Raw genomic sequence first — 18,492 nt, forward strand, 5'->3', positions numbered from 1 at the left:
GAGAAAACCATGTCCGATTCCAAACCCGACTCGAAGCCCCAATCCGCCGATCCGACCGATTCCGCCGCGCACAGCGCCGACGAACTGTTCGACTTTCCCTGCGATTTCCCGATCAAAGTGATGGGCAAGACGCATCCGGAATTCCACGACACGATCGTCAATGTGCTCAAGGCGTTCGACAGCGAGTTCGATGCATCGCGCGTCGAGGCGCGGCCGTCTTCCGGCGGCAATTACACGGGCCTCACCTGCACCGTGCGCGCGCAGAATCGCGCCCATCTCGACGATATCTATCGCGCGCTCACCGGGCATCCGATGGTCAAGGTAGTGCTCTGATCTTGCCCGCGGGCGCATCGCACACCGCCGGCGTGCGCTCGTAGAGCAGCCTGAACTGCTCGGCTTCATCGAAAATCCATTCCCTGAATGCCTGCACGCGCTTCGTCTGAAGGAGCGCGGCCGGGCACACGAAGTAGTACTTCCACGGGCTCGGGCCGTCGACGTTGAAAAGCCGGACGAGCCGCCCCGCGATGATTTCCTGCATCGCCAGCGAGCGGCGCACGAGCGCGATTCCCTGCCCGTCGATGGCCGCCTGCAGCAGATTCGACGAATCTTCATATAAAACACCGCGTTTGGGCTCCGGAAGATCCGCGAGTCCGGCGGCGTCGAACCATGGACGCCACAGTTCCTCGTCCGAGCGCAGGAGCGTCATGGTCGCCAGATCGCGCGGCACGCGCGGCAACTCGCCGCCCCGGAAATTCGGCGAGCAGGCCGGAAAGAACACTTCGTCGAGCAATTCTTCGGTGTGCAGGCCCGCGTACTTGCCGTAGCCGAAGCGGATCGCGACGTCCACGTCGTCGCGATTGAAGTCGGTGAGCGCGTTCGTCGACAGCAATTCGAGGTCGACTTCCGGATGCTTCTCGATGAACCGCCCGACGCGCGGCGTCAGCCATCGCGCCGAGAACGACGACAGCATGGACACGATCAGCCGACGGTCCCGATCGCCCGAACGGATGCGGCGCGTGGCTTCCGCCAGCGAGACGAGCGCCGCGCGCACCTCGGCGGCGTACTGCCGGCCGCGATCGGTCAGGCGCACGCGCTTGCCGTCCCGCGCGAACAGCGACACGCCCAACTCCGCTTCCAGCGCGCGAATCTGATGACTGACCGCGCCGTGCGTGACGAAAAGTTCGTCGGCGGCGCGGGAGAAACTTTCGTGACGGGCGGCGGCCTCGAAGGCGCGCAACGCGTTCAGGGCGGGAAGCTGGCGGAGGTCCATGTGGATTGTCGGCGTTGTCGTTGTCAATACGGCTCACATAGCGGTGAAAATTGATCGTTTTGTCTGAGGCCTTGCCACGCCTAGGATTGTAGTCATCGAAACGTTCCCTTGGCGGAGTGGATCATGCGAGAAATATCAACAAGCGTCACCTTCGAAATCAAGCCCGGCGAAACCGTGCCGATGCGCATTGCGCGCGGCACGCGCCTCACGGTGCAGGGCAATCCCGTCTGGGCGACGCGCAGCAACGACATCGAGGATTACTGGCTCGCGCCCGGCGACAACCTCAAGCTGCGCGAACGTGAGCGGCTCTGGCTGTCCGTCGAGGGCGACCGTCCGGCGCATGTCGTCTTCACGATCCTGCCGCGTTGCGACGAACGCGCGATGCACTGGCTCTCGACCAGCATCGAGCGTCTTGCGCAGCGGTTCCGTTCGGGCTGGCGCACTGTCTGACATCAACTATTCAAAAATGCCATCGAAGGCATGCGAATTCACCATCGGCGGGCATGGGTCGATTTCGGTAAACTACCGGCACCATGTCCGCCACACCGCTCGCACTTCCACAAGAATTTCCCGACGCGTCCGACACCGTGCTCAGTTCCGGTGACTATTCGGCCGCGTTGCGCTGGCGTGGCGTCGAGCCGTACCAGCAAAGCTTCGATGCGATGCGCGCGTTCACCGACGCCCGCACGCCGGAAACCCAGGACGAAATCTGGCTCGTCGAGCATCCGCCGGTCTTCACGCTCGGCCTCGCGGGCGATCCGGCGCATCTTCTCCTCGCCGGGAGCGGCATTCCGCTCGTCAAGGTGGATCGCGGTGGACAGATCACGTATCACGGGCCGGGCCAGATCGTCGCTTATCTGCTGATCGATTTGCGCCGCCGCAAGCTGATGGTGCGCGAGCTGGTGCGGCGCATCGAAGAGGCCGTGATCGAAACCCTCGCGACGTATAATCTCGCCACAGACCGCAAGGCCGGCGCGCCAGGCATTTATGTCGCCGCGCCCTCCGTGGCGCAGGCGGATCGAGGTGCGAACGTTCGTTTGCATCGACTGCATGAAGGCGCGAAGATCGCCGCGCTCGGACTCAAGATTCGCAACGGCTGCAGCTATCACGGCGTGAGCCTGAATGTGCAGATGGACCTGCAGCCGTTCCTCGCCATCAACCCGTGCGGCTACGCGGGGCTCGAAACAGTCGACATGGCGACGCTCGGCGTCGCTGCCGGCTGGCGCGACGTAGCCTTCGTGCTCGCCGAACGGCTGGCACATCAAATCGGCGGCCACCCCGCAATTGCCGCTGCAACAACCGGATCGACCGAATGACTGACGCAACCGCAAACCTGGCTGGCGATACCGCCGCTTCTGCTTCGTCGCCCACCGCTTACGACGCCACTGCCAAGCAGAAGGCACAAGCGAAGACGTCGCGCATTCCGATCAAGGTCATCCCGATCGAAAAGCTGAAGAAGCCGGAGTGGATCCGCGTGCGTACCGCGACGGGCAATTCGCGCTTCAACGAGATCAAGAAGATTCTGCGCGAGCACAGCCTGCATACGGTGTGCGAAGAGGCGAGCTGCCCGAACATCGGCGAATGCTTCGGCAAGGGCACCGCGACCTTCATGATCATGGGCGACAAGTGCACGCGCCGTTGCCCGTTCTGCGACGTCGGCCATGGCCGTCCCGATCCGCTCGATCAGGACGAGCCGCTGAATCTCGCGCGCACGATCGGCGCGCTGAAGCTGAAATACGTGGTGATCACCTCCGTGGATCGCGACGATCTGCGCGATGGCGGCGCGGCGCACTTCGTCGAGTGCATCCGGCAGGTGCGCGAGCATTCGCCGGAAACGCGCATCGAGATTTTGACGCCGGACTTCCGCGGCCGGCTGGATCGCGCGATCAACATCCTGACCGCTGCTCCGCCCGATGTGATGAACCACAATCTCGAAACGGTGCCGCGTCTCTACAAGGAAGCGCGTCCGGGTTCGGACTATCACCATTCGCTGAAGCTGCTGAAGGACTTCAAGGCGCTGCATCCGGAAGTCGCGACGAAGTCGGGTCTGATGGTCGGCCTCGGCGAGACGGAAGAGGAGATTCTCCAGGTGATGCGCGATCTGCGCGCGCACGACGTGGACATGCTGACGATCGGTCAGTATTTGCAACCGTCGGAGCATCATTTGCCGGTGCGGGCTTACGTGCATCCGGATACGTTCAAGATGTACGAGGAAGAGGCGTACAAGATGGGCTTCACGCACGCGGCCGTCGGCGCGATGGTGCGGTCGAGCTATCACGCGGACGTGCAGGCGCACGGCGCGGGTGTGGTTTGAGGGCCCGCGGCTTGCGCTGCGAATGAGAAAACCCACGGGCGACCGTGGGTTTTTTTTCGAGCGTGCGTCGGTAATTTGAAGCGTCAGGGCGCCGGCGTCTTCCAGAACCCCGGACGCCCGGTTTTCGGATTTCCGGAAACTCGGATTCCGTTGAAATGATGCCGAACAAAAAACAATAAAAATCAAAGACTTAAAAAGATAAAAAACTGGCATCACCCTTGCAATATAAGCGCCACGGCCTTTGAGCCGCCCATAAAAGTCAAGGAGACAAGCCGATGACCCCTCTCGCATCCAAACGTCCCTGAATCCGTCGACGAAGCGGCTATCGCTTACGCGACTCGATTCGGCGTGCGCATCCCACAGATTCACCGTGCACGACAGAAACGCTTCCGCGCGTCACGCTCGCCGCTGGCTGACCTTTCCGCCAACTGCTTGTTATTGCCTGGAACCATCGTGAAAAAACCCATTTATAAAGTCCTGTACGTGCAGGTGATCGTTGCCATCATCATCGGCATCGCGCTCGGGCACTTCTATCCCACTCTCGCCACGGACATGAAGCCGCTCGGCGACGGGTTCATCAAACTCATCAAGATGGTGATCGGGCCGATCATCTTCTGTACCGTCGTGACCGGCATTGCCGGCATGGAGGACATGAAGAAGGTCGGGCGCGTCGGCGGCAAGGCGCTCCTGTACTTCGAAATCGTGTCGACGTTCGCGCTGATCCTCGGCCTCGCGGCGACGCACATCCTGAAGCCGGGCGTCGGCTTCAACGTCGATCCGGCCACGCTCGACCACAAGGCCGTCGACTCCTTCGCGACGAAGGCGCACGGCCAGAGCACGGTCGACTTCTTCATGCACCTGATCCCGGACACGCTGGTGTCGGCGTTCGCGCAGGGTGAAATCCTGCAGATCCTGCTGATCGCGCTCCTGTTCGGCGCGGTGCTGACGCACGTCGGCGAGCGCGGCAAGGTCGTGACGAACTTCATCGAAGGCCTGTCGAGCATCCTGTTCGGCATGGTTGGCATCATCACGAAGCTCGCGCCGATCGGTGCGTTCGGCGCGATGGCGTTCACTATCGGCAAGTACGGCATCGGCTCGCTCGTGCCGATGCTGAAGCTCATCGGCACGTTCTATCTGACGTCGATCATCTTCGTCGTCGTCGTGCTCGGCGCGATCGCGCGCATGGTCGGCTTCTCGGTGCTGAAGTTCGTCGCGTACATCAAGGAAGAAATGCTGATCGTGCTCGGCACGAGCTCGTCGGAAGCCGCGCTGCCGCAACTGATGCTCAAGCTCGAAAAGCTCGGCTGCTCGCGCTCGGTCGTGGGTCTCGTCGTGCCGACCGGCTACTCGTTCAACCTCGACGGCACCAACATCTACATGACGATGGCCGTGCTGTTCATCGCGCAGGCGACCAACACGGATCTCACGTGGGGCCAGCAATTGACGCTGCTCGCGGTGACGATGCTCACGTCGAAGGGCGCGAGCGGCGTGACCGGCGCGGGCTTCATCACACTGGCTGCGACGCTCGCCGTCGTGCCGACGATTCCGCTCGCGGGCATGGTGCTGATTCTCGGTATCGACCGCTTCATGTCGGAATGCCGCGCGCTGACGAACATCGTCGGTAACGGCGTGGCGACGGTCGTCGTGTCGGCATGGGAGAAAGAGCTCGACCGCAGCAAGCTGAAGGCGGCCCTGTCACGCGATGTTGACGTGACCGACACCGAAGAAGTGAAGTCCGTCTAAGCACGTTCGGCAACAACCTCGGACGACGCGATCATGCAAGCGGCGAAGCCTCAATCTGCGAGCGCTTCGCCGCAGTCGCATCCGGCGTCCGCCGGGCCTTATCCCGAAGGCGCGTATGCCACAATGACAGATCCTCAACCGCGAGAATCTGCTCACGTGACGCGCCGCATCCTCGTGTTCCTAGCGCTCTTCGCCGCGCTCGTGGCGTGTTGCGCGCTCACGTGGCATCTCGCGTGGCAAAGCGGTATCGACGAGCTCCGGCTCAACGCCGCCGCGCGTGTCGATCGCACGACGAACACGCTCAAGAGCACGCTCGATCGCTACGAATATCTGCCGTATCTGCTGTCGCGGCATCCGGTTGTGCAAAACGCGCTCGATCATCCGGATCAAGCGAACGTCGAACGCGCGAACCGCTATCTCGAAGATCTCAACGCGCGTGCGCACGCCACCGTCACCTATCTGATCCGCGCGAACGGCACCTGCGTCGCGGCGAGCAACTGGAACGGCGCGGATAGCTTCGTCGGCGTGGACTACAGCTTCCGGCCATATTTCATCGATGCCGTGAAAAGCGGCGTCGGCCGGTTCTTCGGCATCGGCACCATTTCGATCGAACCGGGGTATTACATCTCGCAGCCCGTCTACCGCGAGGGCACGAAAGAGATCATCGGCGTCGCGGTCGTGAAGCTCAATCTCGAATGGCTGCAAGGCGCCGACGCATCCGAGCCGCTCATCGTCACCGACGATCACGGCGTGATCTTTCTTTCGTCGGTGCCGGCGTGGAAATATCACACGGTGCGGCCGCTGCCGCAGAACATCGAAGCGTCCGTCTACGCGACGCGCCAGTACGCGCAGCAAGCCATCACGCCGCTGCCGATGACCATCGTGAAGACGCTCGAAGGCGGTGCGCAGATCGTGCGCGTCGGCGGCGGGATGAACGGACGCCGTGCGCCGGCGTATCTCGCGACGCATCGCTCGATCGGTGAGCCGGACTGGCAACTGATCACGATGGCGGCGCTCGATCCCGTCGAAAGCGCCGCGCAGACCGCGGTCGTCGTCACGGCGCTCGTGTTCGTGTCGCTCTGTTCGCTCGCGTTCTACTGGCGCATGCGGCGCGCGCGCGTGCGCGAGATGATCCGCAGCCGCGAGCTTCTGCAGACCGCCTATGCCGAACTGAATCAGCGCGTCGCGGAGCGCACGGCTGATCTCTCAGAAGCCAACGAGCAGCTCATGCGGGAAGTGAACGAGCGCACGCGCGCCGAACAGGATTTGCGCGCCGCGCATGACGAGCTCATTCAGGCGAGCAAGCTCGCCGCGCTCGGCCAGATGGCGGCCGGTATCACCCACGAACTGAATCAGCCGCTCGCCGCGTTGCGCAGCTTCTCCGACAACACGCGCGTTTTGATCGACCGCGGCGATCAGGCGGCGGCGCGCGAGAATCTCGAAGCGATCGCGTCGCTGACCGAGCGCATGGGCAACATCACGAACCAGCTGAAGCTCTTCGTCACGAAGGCGCGGCCGAAGAACGCGCGCGCGGACGTGGCGCGGGCGCTGCGCAATGTCTTCTCGATGCTCCGTCCGCGCATGAAGAACGTGGTCATCGATGTCGCGCCGGCGCTCGCGGAGGGTGCCGCGTCGGTCTTCGTGCGCTGCGAGGACTTGCGGCTGGAGCAGGTGTTCATCAACCTGATCGGCAATGCGCTCGATGCGGTCGCGTCGTGCGACAGGCCGCGCATCGTCGTCGAGCTGGACGCGCGCGAGGACGCGATCGAGATCATCGTGCGCGACAACGGGCCGGGCATTCCCGCCGACGCGCTGCCGCGTCTTTTCGAGCCGTTCTTCACGACGAAGGAAATGGGGCAGGGCTTAGGCCTCGGGCTCGCGATTTCATCGGCGATCGCGCGCGATTACGGCGGCACGCTCACCGCGCGAAATCGCGTCGCGCCGATCGTCGCGGACGGTCCCGAAGGCGGCACGCAGGCCGACGCGGACGGCTCCTACGGCGCAGAATTCGTACTGACGCTGCGACGCGCGTAACACTTTGCAGAGGCAAGACATGAGCACCGGTTTGCAGGTGATCTTCATCGAAGACGACGAACTCGTGCGGCGCGCGAGCGTCCAGAGCCTTCAGCTCGCGGGCTTCGACGTAACGGGCCACGGCAGCGTCGAATCGGCCGCGCGCGCCATCGACGCGAGTTTTCCGGGCGTGATCGTCAGCGATATTCGTTTGCCCGGCGCGAGCGGCCTCGATCTGCTCGCGCAATGCCGCGAGCGCGCGCCCGAAGTGCCGGTGATTCTCGTTACCGGCCACGGCGATATCTCGATGGCCGTGCAGGCCATGCGCGACGGCGCCTACGACTTCATCGAGAAGCCGTTCGCGTCCGAACGCCTGATCGAAGCGGTGCGCCGCGCGCTCGAGCGCAGGTCGCTGGTCCTCGAAAACCAGGCGCTGCGGCGCGAACTCGCGGGGGCGGGGCAGAGCCGCATCATCGGGCGCAGTCCGGCGATCGAGCAGGTGCGGCGGCTGATCTCGAACGTCGCGCCGACGGATGCCTCCGTGCTCATCAACGGCGATACCGGCGCCGGCAAGGAACTGATCGCGCGCAGCCTGCACGAGATGTCGCCGCGCCGCGACAAGCCGTTCATCGCGGTGAATTGCGGCGGGCTGCCGGAGCAGATGTTCGAATCGGAGATGTTCGGCTACGAGGCGGGCGCGTTCACCGGCGCGCAGAAGCGGCGCGTCGGCAAGCTGGAGCATGCGTCGGGCGGCACGCTCTTTCTCGATGAAATCGAGAGCATGCCGCTTTCGTTGCAGGTGAAGCTGCTGCGCGTCTTGCAGGACGGCGTGCTGGAGCGGCTCGGCTCGAATCAGCCGGTGCGCGCGAATCTGCGCGTTGTCGCGGCGGCGAAGGGCGACATGAACGAGCACGTCGCCGATGGCACGTTCCGGCGCGACCTGCTGTACAGGCTGAACGTGGTCACGATCACGCTGCCGCCGCTCAACGAGCGCCGCGAGGATATCGTGCCGCTCTTCGAGCACTTTCTGCTCGACGCCGCCGTGCGCTACGAGCGGCCCGCGCCGCTCATCACGGACCGTCAGCGCGCGGAGCTGATGCAGCGCGACTGGCCCGGCAACGTGCGCGAGCTGCGCAACGCGGCGGATCGCATGGTGCTCGGCATTCTCGACGATGGCGCCGCGGCATCGCTCGATACCTCGACGCAATCGCTCAAGGAGCGCACCGAGCAGTTCGAGCGGGCGGTGATCGCAGAAGCGCTGGAGCAGTGCGGCGGCGCGGTCGCGGTGGCGGCGGACCGGCTGCAGTTGGGCAAGGCGACGCTGTACGAGAAGATCAAGCGCTACGGCATCGTCGTGAAGGGCGATTCGTCGGAGCGATAAAAAAAAACCCGCTGGTTGTCGCCAGCGGGCTTTTCGTTTTTCGCTTGGTCGTTCGACAGCGCGTCAGGCCGCGCCGAGCGCCTTGTCGAGCAGTTGATCGAGCTCTGCGAACGTCGGCTCGCCGACATAGCGCTTCAGGATCTTGCCGTTCTTGTCGATGACGAAGGTCGTCGGCGTCAACTGCACGTTGCCGAACTGCTTCGCCGCGCTGCCGTCGTCCATCGCGACCTTGAACGGCAGGTTGCGCGTCTGCGCGTAGTTGCTCACGTACATTGGCGCGTCGTAGTTCATCGCGACCGCGACGAACTCCAGGCCGCGGCCCTTGAACTTGTTGTACGTGTCGATCATCTGCGGCATTTCCTTCATGCAGGTCTCGCAGCTCGTCGCCCAGAAGTTGACGAGATAGACCTTGCCCTTGAGATCGCCCGACGTCGAAATTTTCTGTCCCGAGAGCAGCGTGAACGTCGCGTCCGGCACCTTCTGCTGGCCGCCGAAGGCGAAATACCCGGTGCAGGCGATCACGCCCGCGACGAGCGCCATCACGATATAGCGCAGCGGGCTCTTGGCGCGCGTGGGTGTGTCTTGCGTGGCTTGGGACATGAGAAACCTCGAATTCCTCTCCGGCGAACGGGCGGACGCGGCCGCCATGGAGACTGCCGCATATTTTAGCGCCAATTTCGAGATGGGTTCGTGACGCGCCGATAAGCCCGGCATTGCAGCGTGATAATGATGGTTTTCACGCATCCACTCATCATGAAACGAGTTGTGTCTCTGAATTCTTCCCGTTTTCAGCGAGCTGTAGAACGCTTTCTTCCGAACATTTCCTCCGTGAACCGGCTGGTGTGCGCATCGATCGCATGCGGCGCGCTGCTCGCCTGTTCGCCCGCGTACGACTGGCGCACGGTCACCAACAACGACGACGGCTACGAAGTGACGCTGCCGGCGAAGCCGCGCGCGGATGAGCGCAAGATCGAGATCGCCGGCCAGCCGCTGACGATGCGCATGCAGACCGCCGAAGCGGGCGACGCGGTGTTCGCCGTCGGAACGGTCGTGCTGCCCAGCGACGACCCGGCCCTGCAGCGCGCGACGCTCGACTTCCTCCAGCAAGGCCTGGCGCGCAATGTGAACGCGAAGCCGGAGGCGCGCACGACGCAGATCGATCTGGCGGCGGGCGGCCGCGTGGCGGGCAGCGAGATCGAAGTGAAAGGGGAAAGCGGAGAGAAAAGAGAGTCGCGGACGATTCGCGCGCGGTTCGTCGCGCGCGGCGCGCATGTTTATCAACTTGCGATTGTGTCAGACAAATCGCCGCCCACGGAGCAGGCCGACCAGTTCTTTATGTCCTTCAAACTCTTTTAGAGGAACCCTTCGAATTCTGCGACTACTGACTTAAGAAGCGTCTTAGGCTCCCTCAGACAGCCAAAGTTCCTTCGTAAGTTTACGCGCTAATTCACGGATTTGTATGGACTTTTTCCGCTATCCACAATGTCTGTGGATAACTTTGTGGAAAACAATGTGCGGTAACGCGCAAAAGCCCAGTTCATGCGGTTTACGTTACTTTGCCTCCGTTCGCGGCAAGTTAAATAATTCAATAAAATCAAAGGTCTGCGAAATTGGTGTGAATCGGGGGTTTGATCGGATGAAACAATGGCCAGGATCGCTACAGTGTGCATAAGTCAAGTCTTGACAAGCATCTTTCCACTTAGCAGAGCTTGGGCCAACCCCTTCCGGCACTGGTTTCAGGCGACGGATAGCACCCGCCGATACTGCACCGCCTCCGCGACATGGGATGAGTCGGGCATTTCAGCGCCGGCGAGATCGGCGATCGTCCGCACGACCTTCAGCACCCGGTAGTGCGCGCGCGCCGACCAGCCGAAGCGCTCGCCCGCTGCGCGCAGCAGTGCCTCGCCGGCGGAATCGGGGCGGCAGACATCGTCGGCTTCGCGGCCGTCGAGTTCGCGATTGGTCTTGCCCTGACGACGCGACTGTATGACGCGGGCCGCCGCGACGCGTGCCGCGACCACTAAGCTCGATTCGCCGCGCTCGGAACCGCGCACCGACAGCTCCGCCGGCGAGAGCGCCGGCAGCTCGATCTGAATGTCGATGCGATCCATCAGCGGGCCCGACAACTTGCGCAGATAGCGCGTGGCGACATCGGGCGAGCAGCGGCATCGCCCGCTCGGGTCGCCGCGCCAGCCGCACGGGCACGGATTCATCGCGGCGACGAGCTGGCACGCGGCCGGAAAGTCCGCTTGCTGCGCGGCGCGCGATATCGTGATTTGCCCGACTTCGAGCGGCTCGCGCAGGGTTTCGAGCACTTTTCGGTCGAATTCGGGGAGCTCGTCGAGAAACAGGACGCCGAGATGCGCGAGCGTGATCTCGCCCGGCTGCGGCGGATTGCGCCCGCCGACCAGCGCCGCCGAACTCGAAGAATGATGCGGCGCGCGAAACGGCCGGCGGCGCCAATGCTCGGGCGCGAAACCGATCGAACTCGCCGAAAGGATCGCGGCGGAAGTGAGCGCTTCGTCGTCGCTCATCGGCGGCAGCAGGCCCGGCAGACGCGCGGCCAGCATCGATTTGCCCGCGCCTGGCGGCCCGACCATCAGCAGATGATGCCCGCCCGCCGCCGCCACTTCGAGCGCGCGGCGCGCGGCGGGATGGCCGATCACGTCGGCGAGATCGGCGCGAGGCGCGGTTGTCGGGGCAAGCGTGACGGCTTGCACCGGCCGCAGGCGTGCATCGGGCACGCCATTGAGGTGCGCGCAGAGCGTCGGCAGATCGGCGGCGCCGAAAACTTCGATGCCCGGCACGAGCGCCGCCTCCGCCGCGCTGGCCAGCGGCACATAGATCTCGGGGATGCGCGCACCGGCATCGCGCATGGATGTGTAATGGCGCGCCGCGCCGCAGACCATCGCGAAGGCGCCGCGCATCGGACGCAGCGCGCCGGTCAGCGACAACTCACCCGCGAACTCGCGATGCTCGAGCGATTCGGCCGGAATCTGCCCGCTCGCGGCGAGAATGCCGAGCGCGATGGGCAGATCGAAGCGGCCGGACTCTTTCGGGAGATCGGCGGGCGCAAGATTGACGGTGATGCGGCGAACGGGAAAGTCGAAGCCGCAGTTCTGGAGTGCGGCGCGCACGCGCTCGCGGCTTTCGCGGACTTCGAGATCGGGCAGGCCGACGATGGAAAACGACGGCAACCCGTTGGCGAGATGAACTTCGACGACGACTTCGGGCGCGCGCCCAGGGGCGGGCGCGCGGCTGCGTACCACGGCAAGCGACATGATTTCACCTGAAACGGCGCTTCGATCGCGCCGGCAACAAAACTAGAAACTCACGGCTCGCTAGCCGAGGTATGCGAACAAACGCTTCGGGCGCTTAGTCCTGTGCGCTGGTGCTGCCTCCCGCGAGGCGCTGCTCCAGTTGCGCGACGCGCTTTTCGAGTTCTTCCAGACGGGCGCGCGTGCGTACGAGCACCTGGGTCTGCGTGTCGAATTCCTCGCGCGTGACGAGATCGAGCTTCGAAAAGCCCTGCGACAACATCGCCTTCATGTTCCGTTCGACGTCTTTCGCGGGCGAGTTCTTGAAGAGGTCGCTCATCTTCTGCTGTAGATCGTTGAAAACGTCGTTGGGCTGCTTCATCGTTTCTCCCTTCTTGCACAAAAAAAGTGCATTCATTGTTAGGTCAGTGCCCCGATTTATCGAATGTTCGAAGTTGGTGCGCGCAGCCATGAATGCCTGCCCACCTCGAAGCACCTTTGAGGCGCCGCGATTTTAGCGCTGCCGCGCCCTCGCGTTTTCCGCCCATGCCCCTTTTTGCGGGACCTCGAGACCACTCTAGCAACGAACCCACCCCGGCGCCAGCACGCCCGGCGCACGTTGGCCGTTTGGCCGACCCCTCGGACGCGGGTTTCCCTAAATCGCGCAAACCCGCATGAATACTCGCATGGCACACGAGTTGCATAACTGGCGCGACCTTTTCTGCACGCGTCTCTGAGCGGCCCGGCAGGGCGGACGTGGCGGTAACACCCAGCGCATCCCGCTTCAGAAGGCATCGAAGGATCAGCACACCACAGTGAGGGATACATGAAGCTCATTACCGCAATCATCAAGCCGTTCAAGCTGGACGAAGCGCGCGAAGCGCTGTCGGCCATCGGCGTCTCGGGCATCACCGTGACCGAGGTGAAAGGCTTCGGCCGACAGAAGGGGCACACCGAGCTTTATCGGGGCGCGGAGTATGTCGTCGATTTCCTGCCGAAAGTGAAGATCGAGGCGGCCGTCTCGGACGACATCGTCGATCAGGCGATCGAAGCCGTCGAACGCGCCGCGCGCACGGGAAAGATCGGCGACGGAAAGATCTTCGTCACCGCGATCGAGCAGGTCATTCGCATCCGCACCGGCGAGACCGGCGCCGACGCGCTCTAACAAGAAACAGGCGATAAGAGGAACCAGAAGAATGCGTAACTTTTTGATGTCACTGTTGGTGGCGGGCGCGCTGATCGGCGCCAATGTCGGCACCGCTCTCGCCCAGGATGCGTCCGCGCCGGCCGCTGCCTCGGCACCCGCGTCGTCCGACACCGCCGCAAGTGCACCGGCTTCCGCCAACACGGCGACGGCGTCGTCGGCTGAAGCCGCGGCGGCGGCATCGGGCGCATCGGAGGCCGCGCCCGCCGCGCCGACCGAGCCGTTCATGGTCGATTCGTCGAAGATCGCCGCTGGCGACACCGCGTGGATGCTCACCTCCGTCGCGCTCGTGCTGTTCATGACGGTTCCCGGCCTCGCGCTTTTCTACGCGGGCATGGTTCGCAAGAAGAACGTGCTCGCCACGGCGATGCAGAGTTTCGCGATCTGCTGTCTCGTGACGATCCTGTGGACGGTGGTCGGCTACAGCATCTCGTTCACGCCGGGCAACTCGTTCATCGGCGGCTTCTCGCGCGTGTTCCTGCACGGCATGGCCTACATCAAGGGCGACAAGGCGACGACGCTCACCGTGAGCCACCTCGCCTCGACGATTCCGGAATCGGTCTACTTCGCGTTCCAGCTGACTTTCGCGATCATCACGCCGGCGCTCATTACCGGCGCGTTCGCGGACCGCATGAAGTTCTCGGCGATGCTCGTGTTCATGACGCTGTGGTCGCTGATCGTCTACTCGCCGGTCGCGCACATGGTCTGGGAACCGACCGGCTGGCTGGCATCGGCGGGCGTGCTCGACTTCGCGGGCGGCACGGTGGTTCACATCAACGCCGGTATCGCGGGCCTGATGTGCTGTCTCGTGCTCGGCAAGCGCGTCGGCTATGGCCGCGAAGTGATGGCGCCGCACAACCTCGTGCTCTCGCTGATCGGCGCCTCGATGCTGTGGGTGGGCTGGTTCGGCTTCAACGCGGGTTCGGCGGTGGCGGCTGACGGCCGCGCCGGCTTCGCGATGCTCACGACGCAGATCGCCACCGCGTTCGCCGCGTTCGGCTGGATGTTCGCGGAGTGGATCACGAAGGGCAAGCCGTCGGTCCTCGGCATCATTTCGGGCGCAGTGGCCGGTCTGGTGGCGGTGACGCCGGCTTCGGGCTTCGTCGGCGTGACGGGCGCGATCGTGATCGGCATCGTCGCGGGCGTGGTCTGCTTCTGGTCGGCGACGTGGCTCAAGCACAAGTTCAACTACGACGACTCGCTCGACGCGTTCGGCGTGCACGGCGTGGGCGGGATCATCGGCGCGCTCTTGACGGGCGTGTTCGCGGTGAAGGATATCGGCGGCTTCGACGGCAGCCTGCTCGTGCAGGCGAAAGGCGTGGCCGTCACGCTGATCTACAGCGGCGTGGTGAGCTTCATCCTGCTCAAGATCATCGACATGACCATGGGCCTGCGCGTCACGGAAGAACAGGAGCGCGAAGGTCTCGACGTCACGCTGCACGGCGAGCACGTCGAATAAGTTTCACGCCGCAGCCGGGGCGCCGCGAGAGGCGCTCCGGTTCGCGCGCGACAGAACGAGCGCAGCGACTTTGCCCGCCTTCGAGGCGGGCATTTTTTTGGCTGATGGATTGCCGTAGCGGTTTCGTTCAGCGCGGCGCGACATTTATCGGACCGATAGGGAGAAACTCGCGGAAAGGCCGTGCCGCAAGGCCGGGAAACCTTGTCAATTGGCGGTTCATACCCAATTAGGCAAAGCAATTGCTCTACAATCTTTCCTCTCCTGTTCGCGAGTAATACATGGTTCCGCACCTTGTTACGGCGTTAAGTGGCCCGCTGCTCGACCTCGAGCGGAAAATTCTCGAGGCCATGCCGTCCATCGAGCGGTGGTTCCGGCTTGAATGGCAAGAGCACACGCCACCGTTTTACTGTTCCGTCGATCTGCGCAACGCAGGGTTCAAGCTTGCGCCTGTCGATACCAATCTCTTCCCCGGCGGCTTCAACAATCTGCCGCAGGAAGTGCTGCCGCTCGCGGTGCAGGCCGCGATGGCGTCCATCGAGAAAATCTGTCCGGACGCGAAGAATCTGCTCGTCATTCCGGAGCGCCATACGCGCAACGCGTTCTATCTCGAGAACGTCGCGCGGCTCGCGCTGATCATGCGCCAGGCGGGGCTGAACATCCGCTTCGGCACGCTCGACGAGAACATCCACGGGCCGGTGACCATCGCGCTCGCGGATGGACAAAAGATCGTGCTGGAACCGCTCGAGCGCACGCCGCGGCGTCTCGGACTCAAGAATTTCGATCCCTGCTCGATCCTGCTCAACAACGATCTTTCCGCCGGCATTCCGCCCGTGCTGGAAAATCTGCACGAGCAGTATCTGCTGCCGCCGCTGCACGCGGGCTGGGCGGTGCGCCGCAAGTCGACGCACTTCTCCTGCTACGACGATGTCGCGAAGAAATTCTCGAAGCTCGTCGAGATCGATCCGTGGATGGTGAATCCGTACTTCGCGCATGTCGAAGGCGTCGACTATGAAGCCCGCACCGGCGAGGAAGCGCTCGCAGAAGCCATCGACGGCGTGCTCAAGAAGATCGCGAAGAAATATCGCGAGTACGGCATCAGCGAGCGCCCGTATGTCGTCATCAAGGCGGACGCCGGCACCTACGGCAAGGGCGTGATGACCGTGCACGACGCGAGCGAGGTCGCCGCGCTGACCAAGCGCGAGCGCACGAAGATGAACGACGCGAAGGAAGGCCTGCAAGTCCACGATGTCATCGTGCAGGAAGGCGTGCATACCTTCGAGCGCGTCGAGAATGCGGTCGCGGAGCCGGTGGTGTATATGATCGACCGGTACGTGGTCGGCGGTTTCTATCGCGTGCACGAGTCGCGCGAGCGCGATCAGAACCTCAACGCGCCCGGCATGCATTTCGTGCCGCTCGGCTTCGAGCACACCGCGCTGCCGGACACGCATGCGAAACCCGGCGCGGCGCCGCCGAACCGCTTCTACATGTATGGCGTGGTCGCGCGGCTCGGGCTGCTGGCCGCATCGGTCGAACTCGAAAAGACCGATCCGGAAGCCATTCAGGTGTGAACACGGTGAGAAGCAGCGGGTTGCGGTAAGCTCGCAGGCCGCGCACCGAACTAGCGAATTCTCATGAACATCCTCTTTATCGCCGACCCGCTCGATCGCTTCAAGATCTACAAGGACACGACCTACGCGATGATGGCGGAAGCCGCGCGGCGCGGTCACGTGCTCTACGCGAGCGAGCCGCATCATCTCGCGTGGACGGGCAGCAACGTCGAGGCGGGCGTGAGGCGCATCGCGATCGTCGGCGACGAGGCGAACAGCGATCGCTGGCCGTGGTACGCGGCCGAGCAGGCGGAGCATCTGCCGCTCACGCATTTCGATGCCGTGCTGATGCGCAAGGACCCGCCGTTCGATCTGGAGTATGTGAACGCCACCTGGCTGCTGGAGATCGCCGAGCGCAACGGCGCGCGCGTCTTCAACAAGCCGCAGGCGATTCGCGATCATTCGGAGAAGCTCGCCATCGCGGAATGGCCGCAGTTCGTCACGCCAACGCTCGTCACGCGCGACGCCGCGCGCCTGCGCGCGTTCCACGCCGAGCACGGCGACGTCATCCTCAAGCCGCTCGACGGCATGGGCGGCATGGGCGTGTTCCGCGTGAAGGAGGACGGCATGAACCTCGGCTCCATCGTCGAGATGCTTTCGGAAGACGGCGCGCGCACGGTGATGGCGCAGAAGTTCATCCCCGAGATCAAGGATGGCGACAAGCGCATTCTCGTGATCGGCGGCCAGCCCGTGCCGTATTCGCTCGCGCGCATTCCGCAGGGCAGCGAAGTGCGCGGCAACCTCGCGGCGGGCGGCCTCGGCCGCGCGCAGCCGCTGTCGGCGCGCGATCGTGAAATCGCCGAGACGCTCGGGCCGGTGCTGCAGGCGCGCGGTCTGTTGCTCGCCGGGCTGGATGCGATCGGCGACTATCTCACCGAAGTCAACGTCACGAGCCCCACCTGTTTCCGCGAAATCATGGATCAGACCGGCTTCGACGTCGCGGGCATGTTCATCGACGCCCTCGAGCGCGCGGTCCACTGAGTCTGCCGACGAACGGGGCGCGGCCGCGCATCCCGCCAAACTCACCTCGGCGGGACTGATAGAATTGATTTCCCAATGCCTGCGCATTTGGGGCGCAATCGCGTCTTAAAGCAGGGTTAAGCATCGGAGCGCAGGCTAGGGGTAATGGAGTTGGAAGGCGGTTGATTTCCGCCTGTCCGGCGCCCACCTTAGAGTGGGTTCCGCGCCGCTCGCGCGCTTTCGAGCGAACTCTAACGTTTTCGTCTGATTTTTGTCGCTAGGACAATATCCTGACATGGCTGGCATCCTGATCATCGCGCACGCACCTTTCGCCACCGCGCTACGCGAGTGCGTGGCTCATATCTACGGCGGTCTGCCGGCGCGCATCGGCGTCATCGACGTAATGCCCGACTGCGATCCGGTCGAAGTCCGCGCGTTCGCGCGCTCGGAAATCGATCGTCTGAAGGAAGAGAACGGCGCGATCGTTTTGACCGACGTGTTCGGCGCCACGCCCGCGAATATCGCGGCGAGCCTGCATGACACCGATGTGCGCGTGCTCGCGGGCTGCAATCTGCCGATGCTGGTGCGCGCCGTCTGTTACCGCGCGACGCCGCTCGACACGCTCACCGAAAAAATTCTGCAAGGCGGCTCGAAGGGCATCCAGGAACTGGATTCGTCCACGCCGCTCAACCCGTGCGCGCTCGCGACAAAAGCCGCCGGCTCGCCCGATCCGGCATGCTCGGCGAGCGCCGATCTCGTCAGCGCCAAGGCCGCGAGTCACTGACGCCGCTATCTCATTCAACTTGCGCTTCGGAGCATCATGCTGCAACAAGAAACAACAATCGTGAACAAGCTGGGGCTCCACGCACGCGCTTCGGCCAAGCTCACACAACTGGCGGGCAACTTTCAATGCGAGATCTGGATGAGCCGCAACGGCCGCCGGATCAACGCGAAAAGCATCATGGGGGTGATGATGCTGGCGGCGGGCATCGGCAGCACGGTGACGATCGAAACCGAAGGCGCCGACGAAACCGAAGCGATGCAGGCAATTCTCGCCCTGATCGCCGACAAATTCGGGGAAGGGCAGTAAGCGCTTCGCCGTTTCGGATTCACTGAAAAGCCGCGCATCGACGCGGCTTTTTCATATCCGCGCGGTGAAATGGCTTGATTCGGCGCAACCGTGCCGGCCCTTATGCCTCCGTGTGTTCAGGGACTTACCACGACATTCGAATTTATAATGGACGCGCGGTTTGCGCCCGCCGAGGGGGCTTGAGCGGCCGCGAC

General features: G+C 63.7%; 18 protein-coding genes. 14 read left to right on the forward strand and 4 right to left on the reverse strand.

All coding sequences use genetic code 11. The features are described 5' to 3' along the window. The first annotated feature begins 9 nt into the window (after positions 1 to 9). Positions 10 to 333, forward strand: a complete 324-nt coding sequence (locus AC1Z32_RS14590) for a DUF493 family protein (RefSeq protein ID WP_483479323.1) — start codon at positions 10 to 12, stop codon at positions 331 to 333. Here the strand turns inward: AC1Z32_RS14590 and AC1Z32_RS14595 are convergent. Next, positions 317 to 1,270, reverse strand: a complete 954-nt coding sequence (locus AC1Z32_RS14595) for a transcriptional regulator GcvA (protein ID WP_483479324.1) — start codon at positions 1,268 to 1,270, stop codon at positions 317 to 319. The two genes, AC1Z32_RS14590 and AC1Z32_RS14595, sit on opposite strands and share 17 nt — an antisense overlap. Positions 1,271 to 1,393: 123 nt before the next feature. On the opposite strand from AC1Z32_RS14595, the gene AC1Z32_RS14600 reads away from it, so the two are divergent. The 6 genes from AC1Z32_RS14600 to AC1Z32_RS14625 all read left to right on the forward strand — a co-directional run bounded on the left by AC1Z32_RS14600 (position 1,394) and on the right by AC1Z32_RS14625 (position 8,721). After that, positions 1,394 to 1,720, forward strand: coding sequence for a DUF2917 domain-containing protein (locus AC1Z32_RS14600; protein WP_483479325.1), 327 nt, complete (start codon positions 1,394 to 1,396; stop codon positions 1,718 to 1,720). An 83-nt stretch (positions 1,721 to 1,803) separates the two neighbouring features. Beyond that, positions 1,804 to 2,586, forward strand: coding sequence for a lipoyl(octanoyl) transferase LipB (lipB, locus tag AC1Z32_RS14605; RefSeq protein WP_483479326.1), 783 nt, complete (start codon positions 1,804 to 1,806; stop codon positions 2,584 to 2,586). Next, positions 2,583 to 3,584: a lipoyl synthase gene (gene lipA / locus AC1Z32_RS14610; protein ID WP_062609066.1), complete on the forward strand. Its 1,002-nt coding sequence runs from the start codon at positions 2,583 to 2,585 to the stop codon at positions 3,582 to 3,584. Before lipB ends, lipA begins: the two co-directional genes overlap by 4 nt. Before the next feature lie 453 nt (positions 3,585 to 4,037). Next, entirely contained in the window at positions 4,038 to 5,327 is a 1,290-nt protein-coding gene (locus tag AC1Z32_RS14615; RefSeq protein ID WP_483479327.1) for a dicarboxylate/amino acid:cation symporter, read from the forward strand. A 33-nt stretch (positions 5,328 to 5,360) separates the two neighbouring features. After that, complete coding sequence (locus tag AC1Z32_RS14620) at positions 5,361 to 7,361, forward strand: sensor histidine kinase (protein WP_483479328.1); 2,001 nt, start codon at positions 5,361 to 5,363, stop codon at positions 7,359 to 7,361. A gap of 19 nt (positions 7,362 to 7,380) precedes the next feature. Further along, entirely contained in the window at positions 7,381 to 8,721 is a 1,341-nt protein-coding gene (locus AC1Z32_RS14625; protein ID WP_483479329.1) for a sigma-54-dependent transcriptional regulator, read from the forward strand. Positions 8,722 to 8,784: 63 nt separating this feature from the next. Here AC1Z32_RS14625 and AC1Z32_RS14630 read toward each other — a convergent pair whose 3' ends face one another. Then, positions 8,785 to 9,321, reverse strand: coding sequence for a peroxiredoxin family protein (locus AC1Z32_RS14630; RefSeq protein ID WP_483479330.1), 537 nt, complete (start codon positions 9,319 to 9,321; stop codon positions 8,785 to 8,787). Positions 9,322 to 9,549: 228 nt separating this feature from the next. Here AC1Z32_RS14630 and AC1Z32_RS14635 point away from each other — a divergent pair, with 228 nt between their 5' ends. Next, positions 9,550 to 10,077 (forward strand): hypothetical protein, encoded by a 528-nt coding sequence (locus AC1Z32_RS14635; protein ID WP_483479331.1) that lies wholly within the window; start codon positions 9,550 to 9,552, stop codon positions 10,075 to 10,077. 380 nt (positions 10,078 to 10,457) lie between these two features. On the opposite strand, the gene AC1Z32_RS14640 is transcribed toward AC1Z32_RS14635, so the two are convergent. Together AC1Z32_RS14640 and AC1Z32_RS14645 are read right to left on the reverse strand one after the other, a co-directional pair. Continuing rightward, positions 10,458 to 12,002, reverse strand: coding sequence for a YifB family Mg chelatase-like AAA ATPase (locus AC1Z32_RS14640; RefSeq protein ID WP_483479332.1), 1,545 nt, complete (start codon positions 12,000 to 12,002; stop codon positions 10,458 to 10,460). Between the two features lie 94 nt (positions 12,003 to 12,096). Next, the gene (locus AC1Z32_RS14645; RefSeq protein WP_483479333.1) at positions 12,097 to 12,360 is read right to left on the reverse strand and encodes an accessory factor UbiK family protein; all 264 of its coding nucleotides are present in this window, start codon (positions 12,358 to 12,360) and stop codon (positions 12,097 to 12,099) included. 444 nt (positions 12,361 to 12,804) lie between these two features. Between AC1Z32_RS14645 and AC1Z32_RS14650 the strand changes: the two genes are divergently transcribed. The 6 genes from AC1Z32_RS14650 to AC1Z32_RS14675 all read left to right on the forward strand — a co-directional run bounded on the left by AC1Z32_RS14650 (position 12,805) and on the right by AC1Z32_RS14675 (position 18,298). After that, positions 12,805 to 13,143, forward strand: a complete 339-nt coding sequence (locus AC1Z32_RS14650; protein ID WP_014190273.1) for a P-II family nitrogen regulator — start codon at positions 12,805 to 12,807, stop codon at positions 13,141 to 13,143. 31 nt (positions 13,144 to 13,174) lie between these two features. After that, entirely contained in the window at positions 13,175 to 14,641 is a 1,467-nt protein-coding gene (locus AC1Z32_RS14655) for an ammonium transporter (RefSeq protein WP_483479334.1), read from the forward strand. 278 nt (positions 14,642 to 14,919) lie between these two features. Then, on the forward strand, positions 14,920 to 16,209 hold the full coding sequence (gene gshA / locus AC1Z32_RS14660) for a glutamate--cysteine ligase (protein WP_483479335.1): 1,290 nt from the start codon (positions 14,920 to 14,922) through the stop codon (positions 16,207 to 16,209). A gap of 63 nt (positions 16,210 to 16,272) precedes the next feature. Then, complete coding sequence (gene gshB / locus AC1Z32_RS14665) at positions 16,273 to 17,229, forward strand: glutathione synthase (protein ID WP_483479336.1); 957 nt, start codon at positions 16,273 to 16,275, stop codon at positions 17,227 to 17,229. A gap of 274 nt (positions 17,230 to 17,503) precedes the next feature. Then, positions 17,504 to 17,992 (forward strand): PTS sugar transporter subunit IIA, encoded by a 489-nt coding sequence (locus AC1Z32_RS14670; RefSeq protein ID WP_061165597.1) that lies wholly within the window; start codon positions 17,504 to 17,506, stop codon positions 17,990 to 17,992. Positions 17,993 to 18,028: 36 nt separating this feature from the next. Beyond that, complete coding sequence (locus AC1Z32_RS14675) at positions 18,029 to 18,298, forward strand: HPr family phosphocarrier protein (protein ID WP_086966002.1); 270 nt, start codon at positions 18,029 to 18,031, stop codon at positions 18,296 to 18,298. Positions 18,299 to 18,492: the final 194 nt, after the last annotated feature.

The organism is Caballeronia sp. 11_S32, assembly GCF_056930355.1.

Excerpts from the sequence above, each read along its gene's own strand:
- AC1Z32_RS14590 (WP_483479323.1), top strand. The coding sequence starts at position 10 with ATGTCCGATTCCAAACCCGACTCGAAGCCCCAATCCGCCGATCCGACC.
- AC1Z32_RS14595 (WP_483479324.1), bottom strand. The coding sequence starts at position 1,270 with ATGGACCTCCGCCAGCTTCCCGCCCTGAACGCGTTGCGCGCCTTCGAG.
- AC1Z32_RS14600 (WP_483479325.1), top strand. The coding sequence starts at position 1,394 with ATGCGAGAAATATCAACAAGCGTCACCTTCGAAATCAAGCCCGGCGAA.
- lipB (WP_483479326.1), top strand. The coding sequence starts at position 1,804 with ATGTCCGCCACACCGCTCGCACTTCCACAAGAATTTCCCGACGCGTCC.
- lipA (WP_062609066.1), top strand. The coding sequence starts at position 2,583 with ATGACTGACGCAACCGCAAACCTGGCTGGCGATACCGCCGCTTCTGCT.
- AC1Z32_RS14620 (WP_483479328.1), top strand. The coding sequence starts at position 5,361 with ATGCAAGCGGCGAAGCCTCAATCTGCGAGCGCTTCGCCGCAGTCGCAT.
- AC1Z32_RS14625 (WP_483479329.1), top strand. The coding sequence starts at position 7,381 with ATGAGCACCGGTTTGCAGGTGATCTTCATCGAAGACGACGAACTCGTG.
- AC1Z32_RS14630 (WP_483479330.1), bottom strand. The coding sequence starts at position 9,321 with ATGTCCCAAGCCACGCAAGACACACCCACGCGCGCCAAGAGCCCGCTG.
- AC1Z32_RS14640 (WP_483479332.1), bottom strand. The coding sequence starts at position 12,002 with ATGTCGCTTGCCGTGGTACGCAGCCGCGCGCCCGCCCCTGGGCGCGCG.
- AC1Z32_RS14645 (WP_483479333.1), bottom strand. The coding sequence starts at position 12,360 with ATGAAGCAGCCCAACGACGTTTTCAACGATCTACAGCAGAAGATGAGC.
- AC1Z32_RS14650 (WP_014190273.1), top strand. The coding sequence starts at position 12,805 with ATGAAGCTCATTACCGCAATCATCAAGCCGTTCAAGCTGGACGAAGCG.
- AC1Z32_RS14655 (WP_483479334.1), top strand. The coding sequence starts at position 13,175 with ATGCGTAACTTTTTGATGTCACTGTTGGTGGCGGGCGCGCTGATCGGC.
- gshA (WP_483479335.1), top strand. The coding sequence starts at position 14,920 with ATGGTTCCGCACCTTGTTACGGCGTTAAGTGGCCCGCTGCTCGACCTC.
- gshB (WP_483479336.1), top strand. The coding sequence starts at position 16,273 with ATGAACATCCTCTTTATCGCCGACCCGCTCGATCGCTTCAAGATCTAC.
- AC1Z32_RS14670 (WP_061165597.1), top strand. The coding sequence starts at position 17,504 with ATGGCTGGCATCCTGATCATCGCGCACGCACCTTTCGCCACCGCGCTA.
- AC1Z32_RS14675 (WP_086966002.1), top strand. The coding sequence starts at position 18,029 with ATGCTGCAACAAGAAACAACAATCGTGAACAAGCTGGGGCTCCACGCA.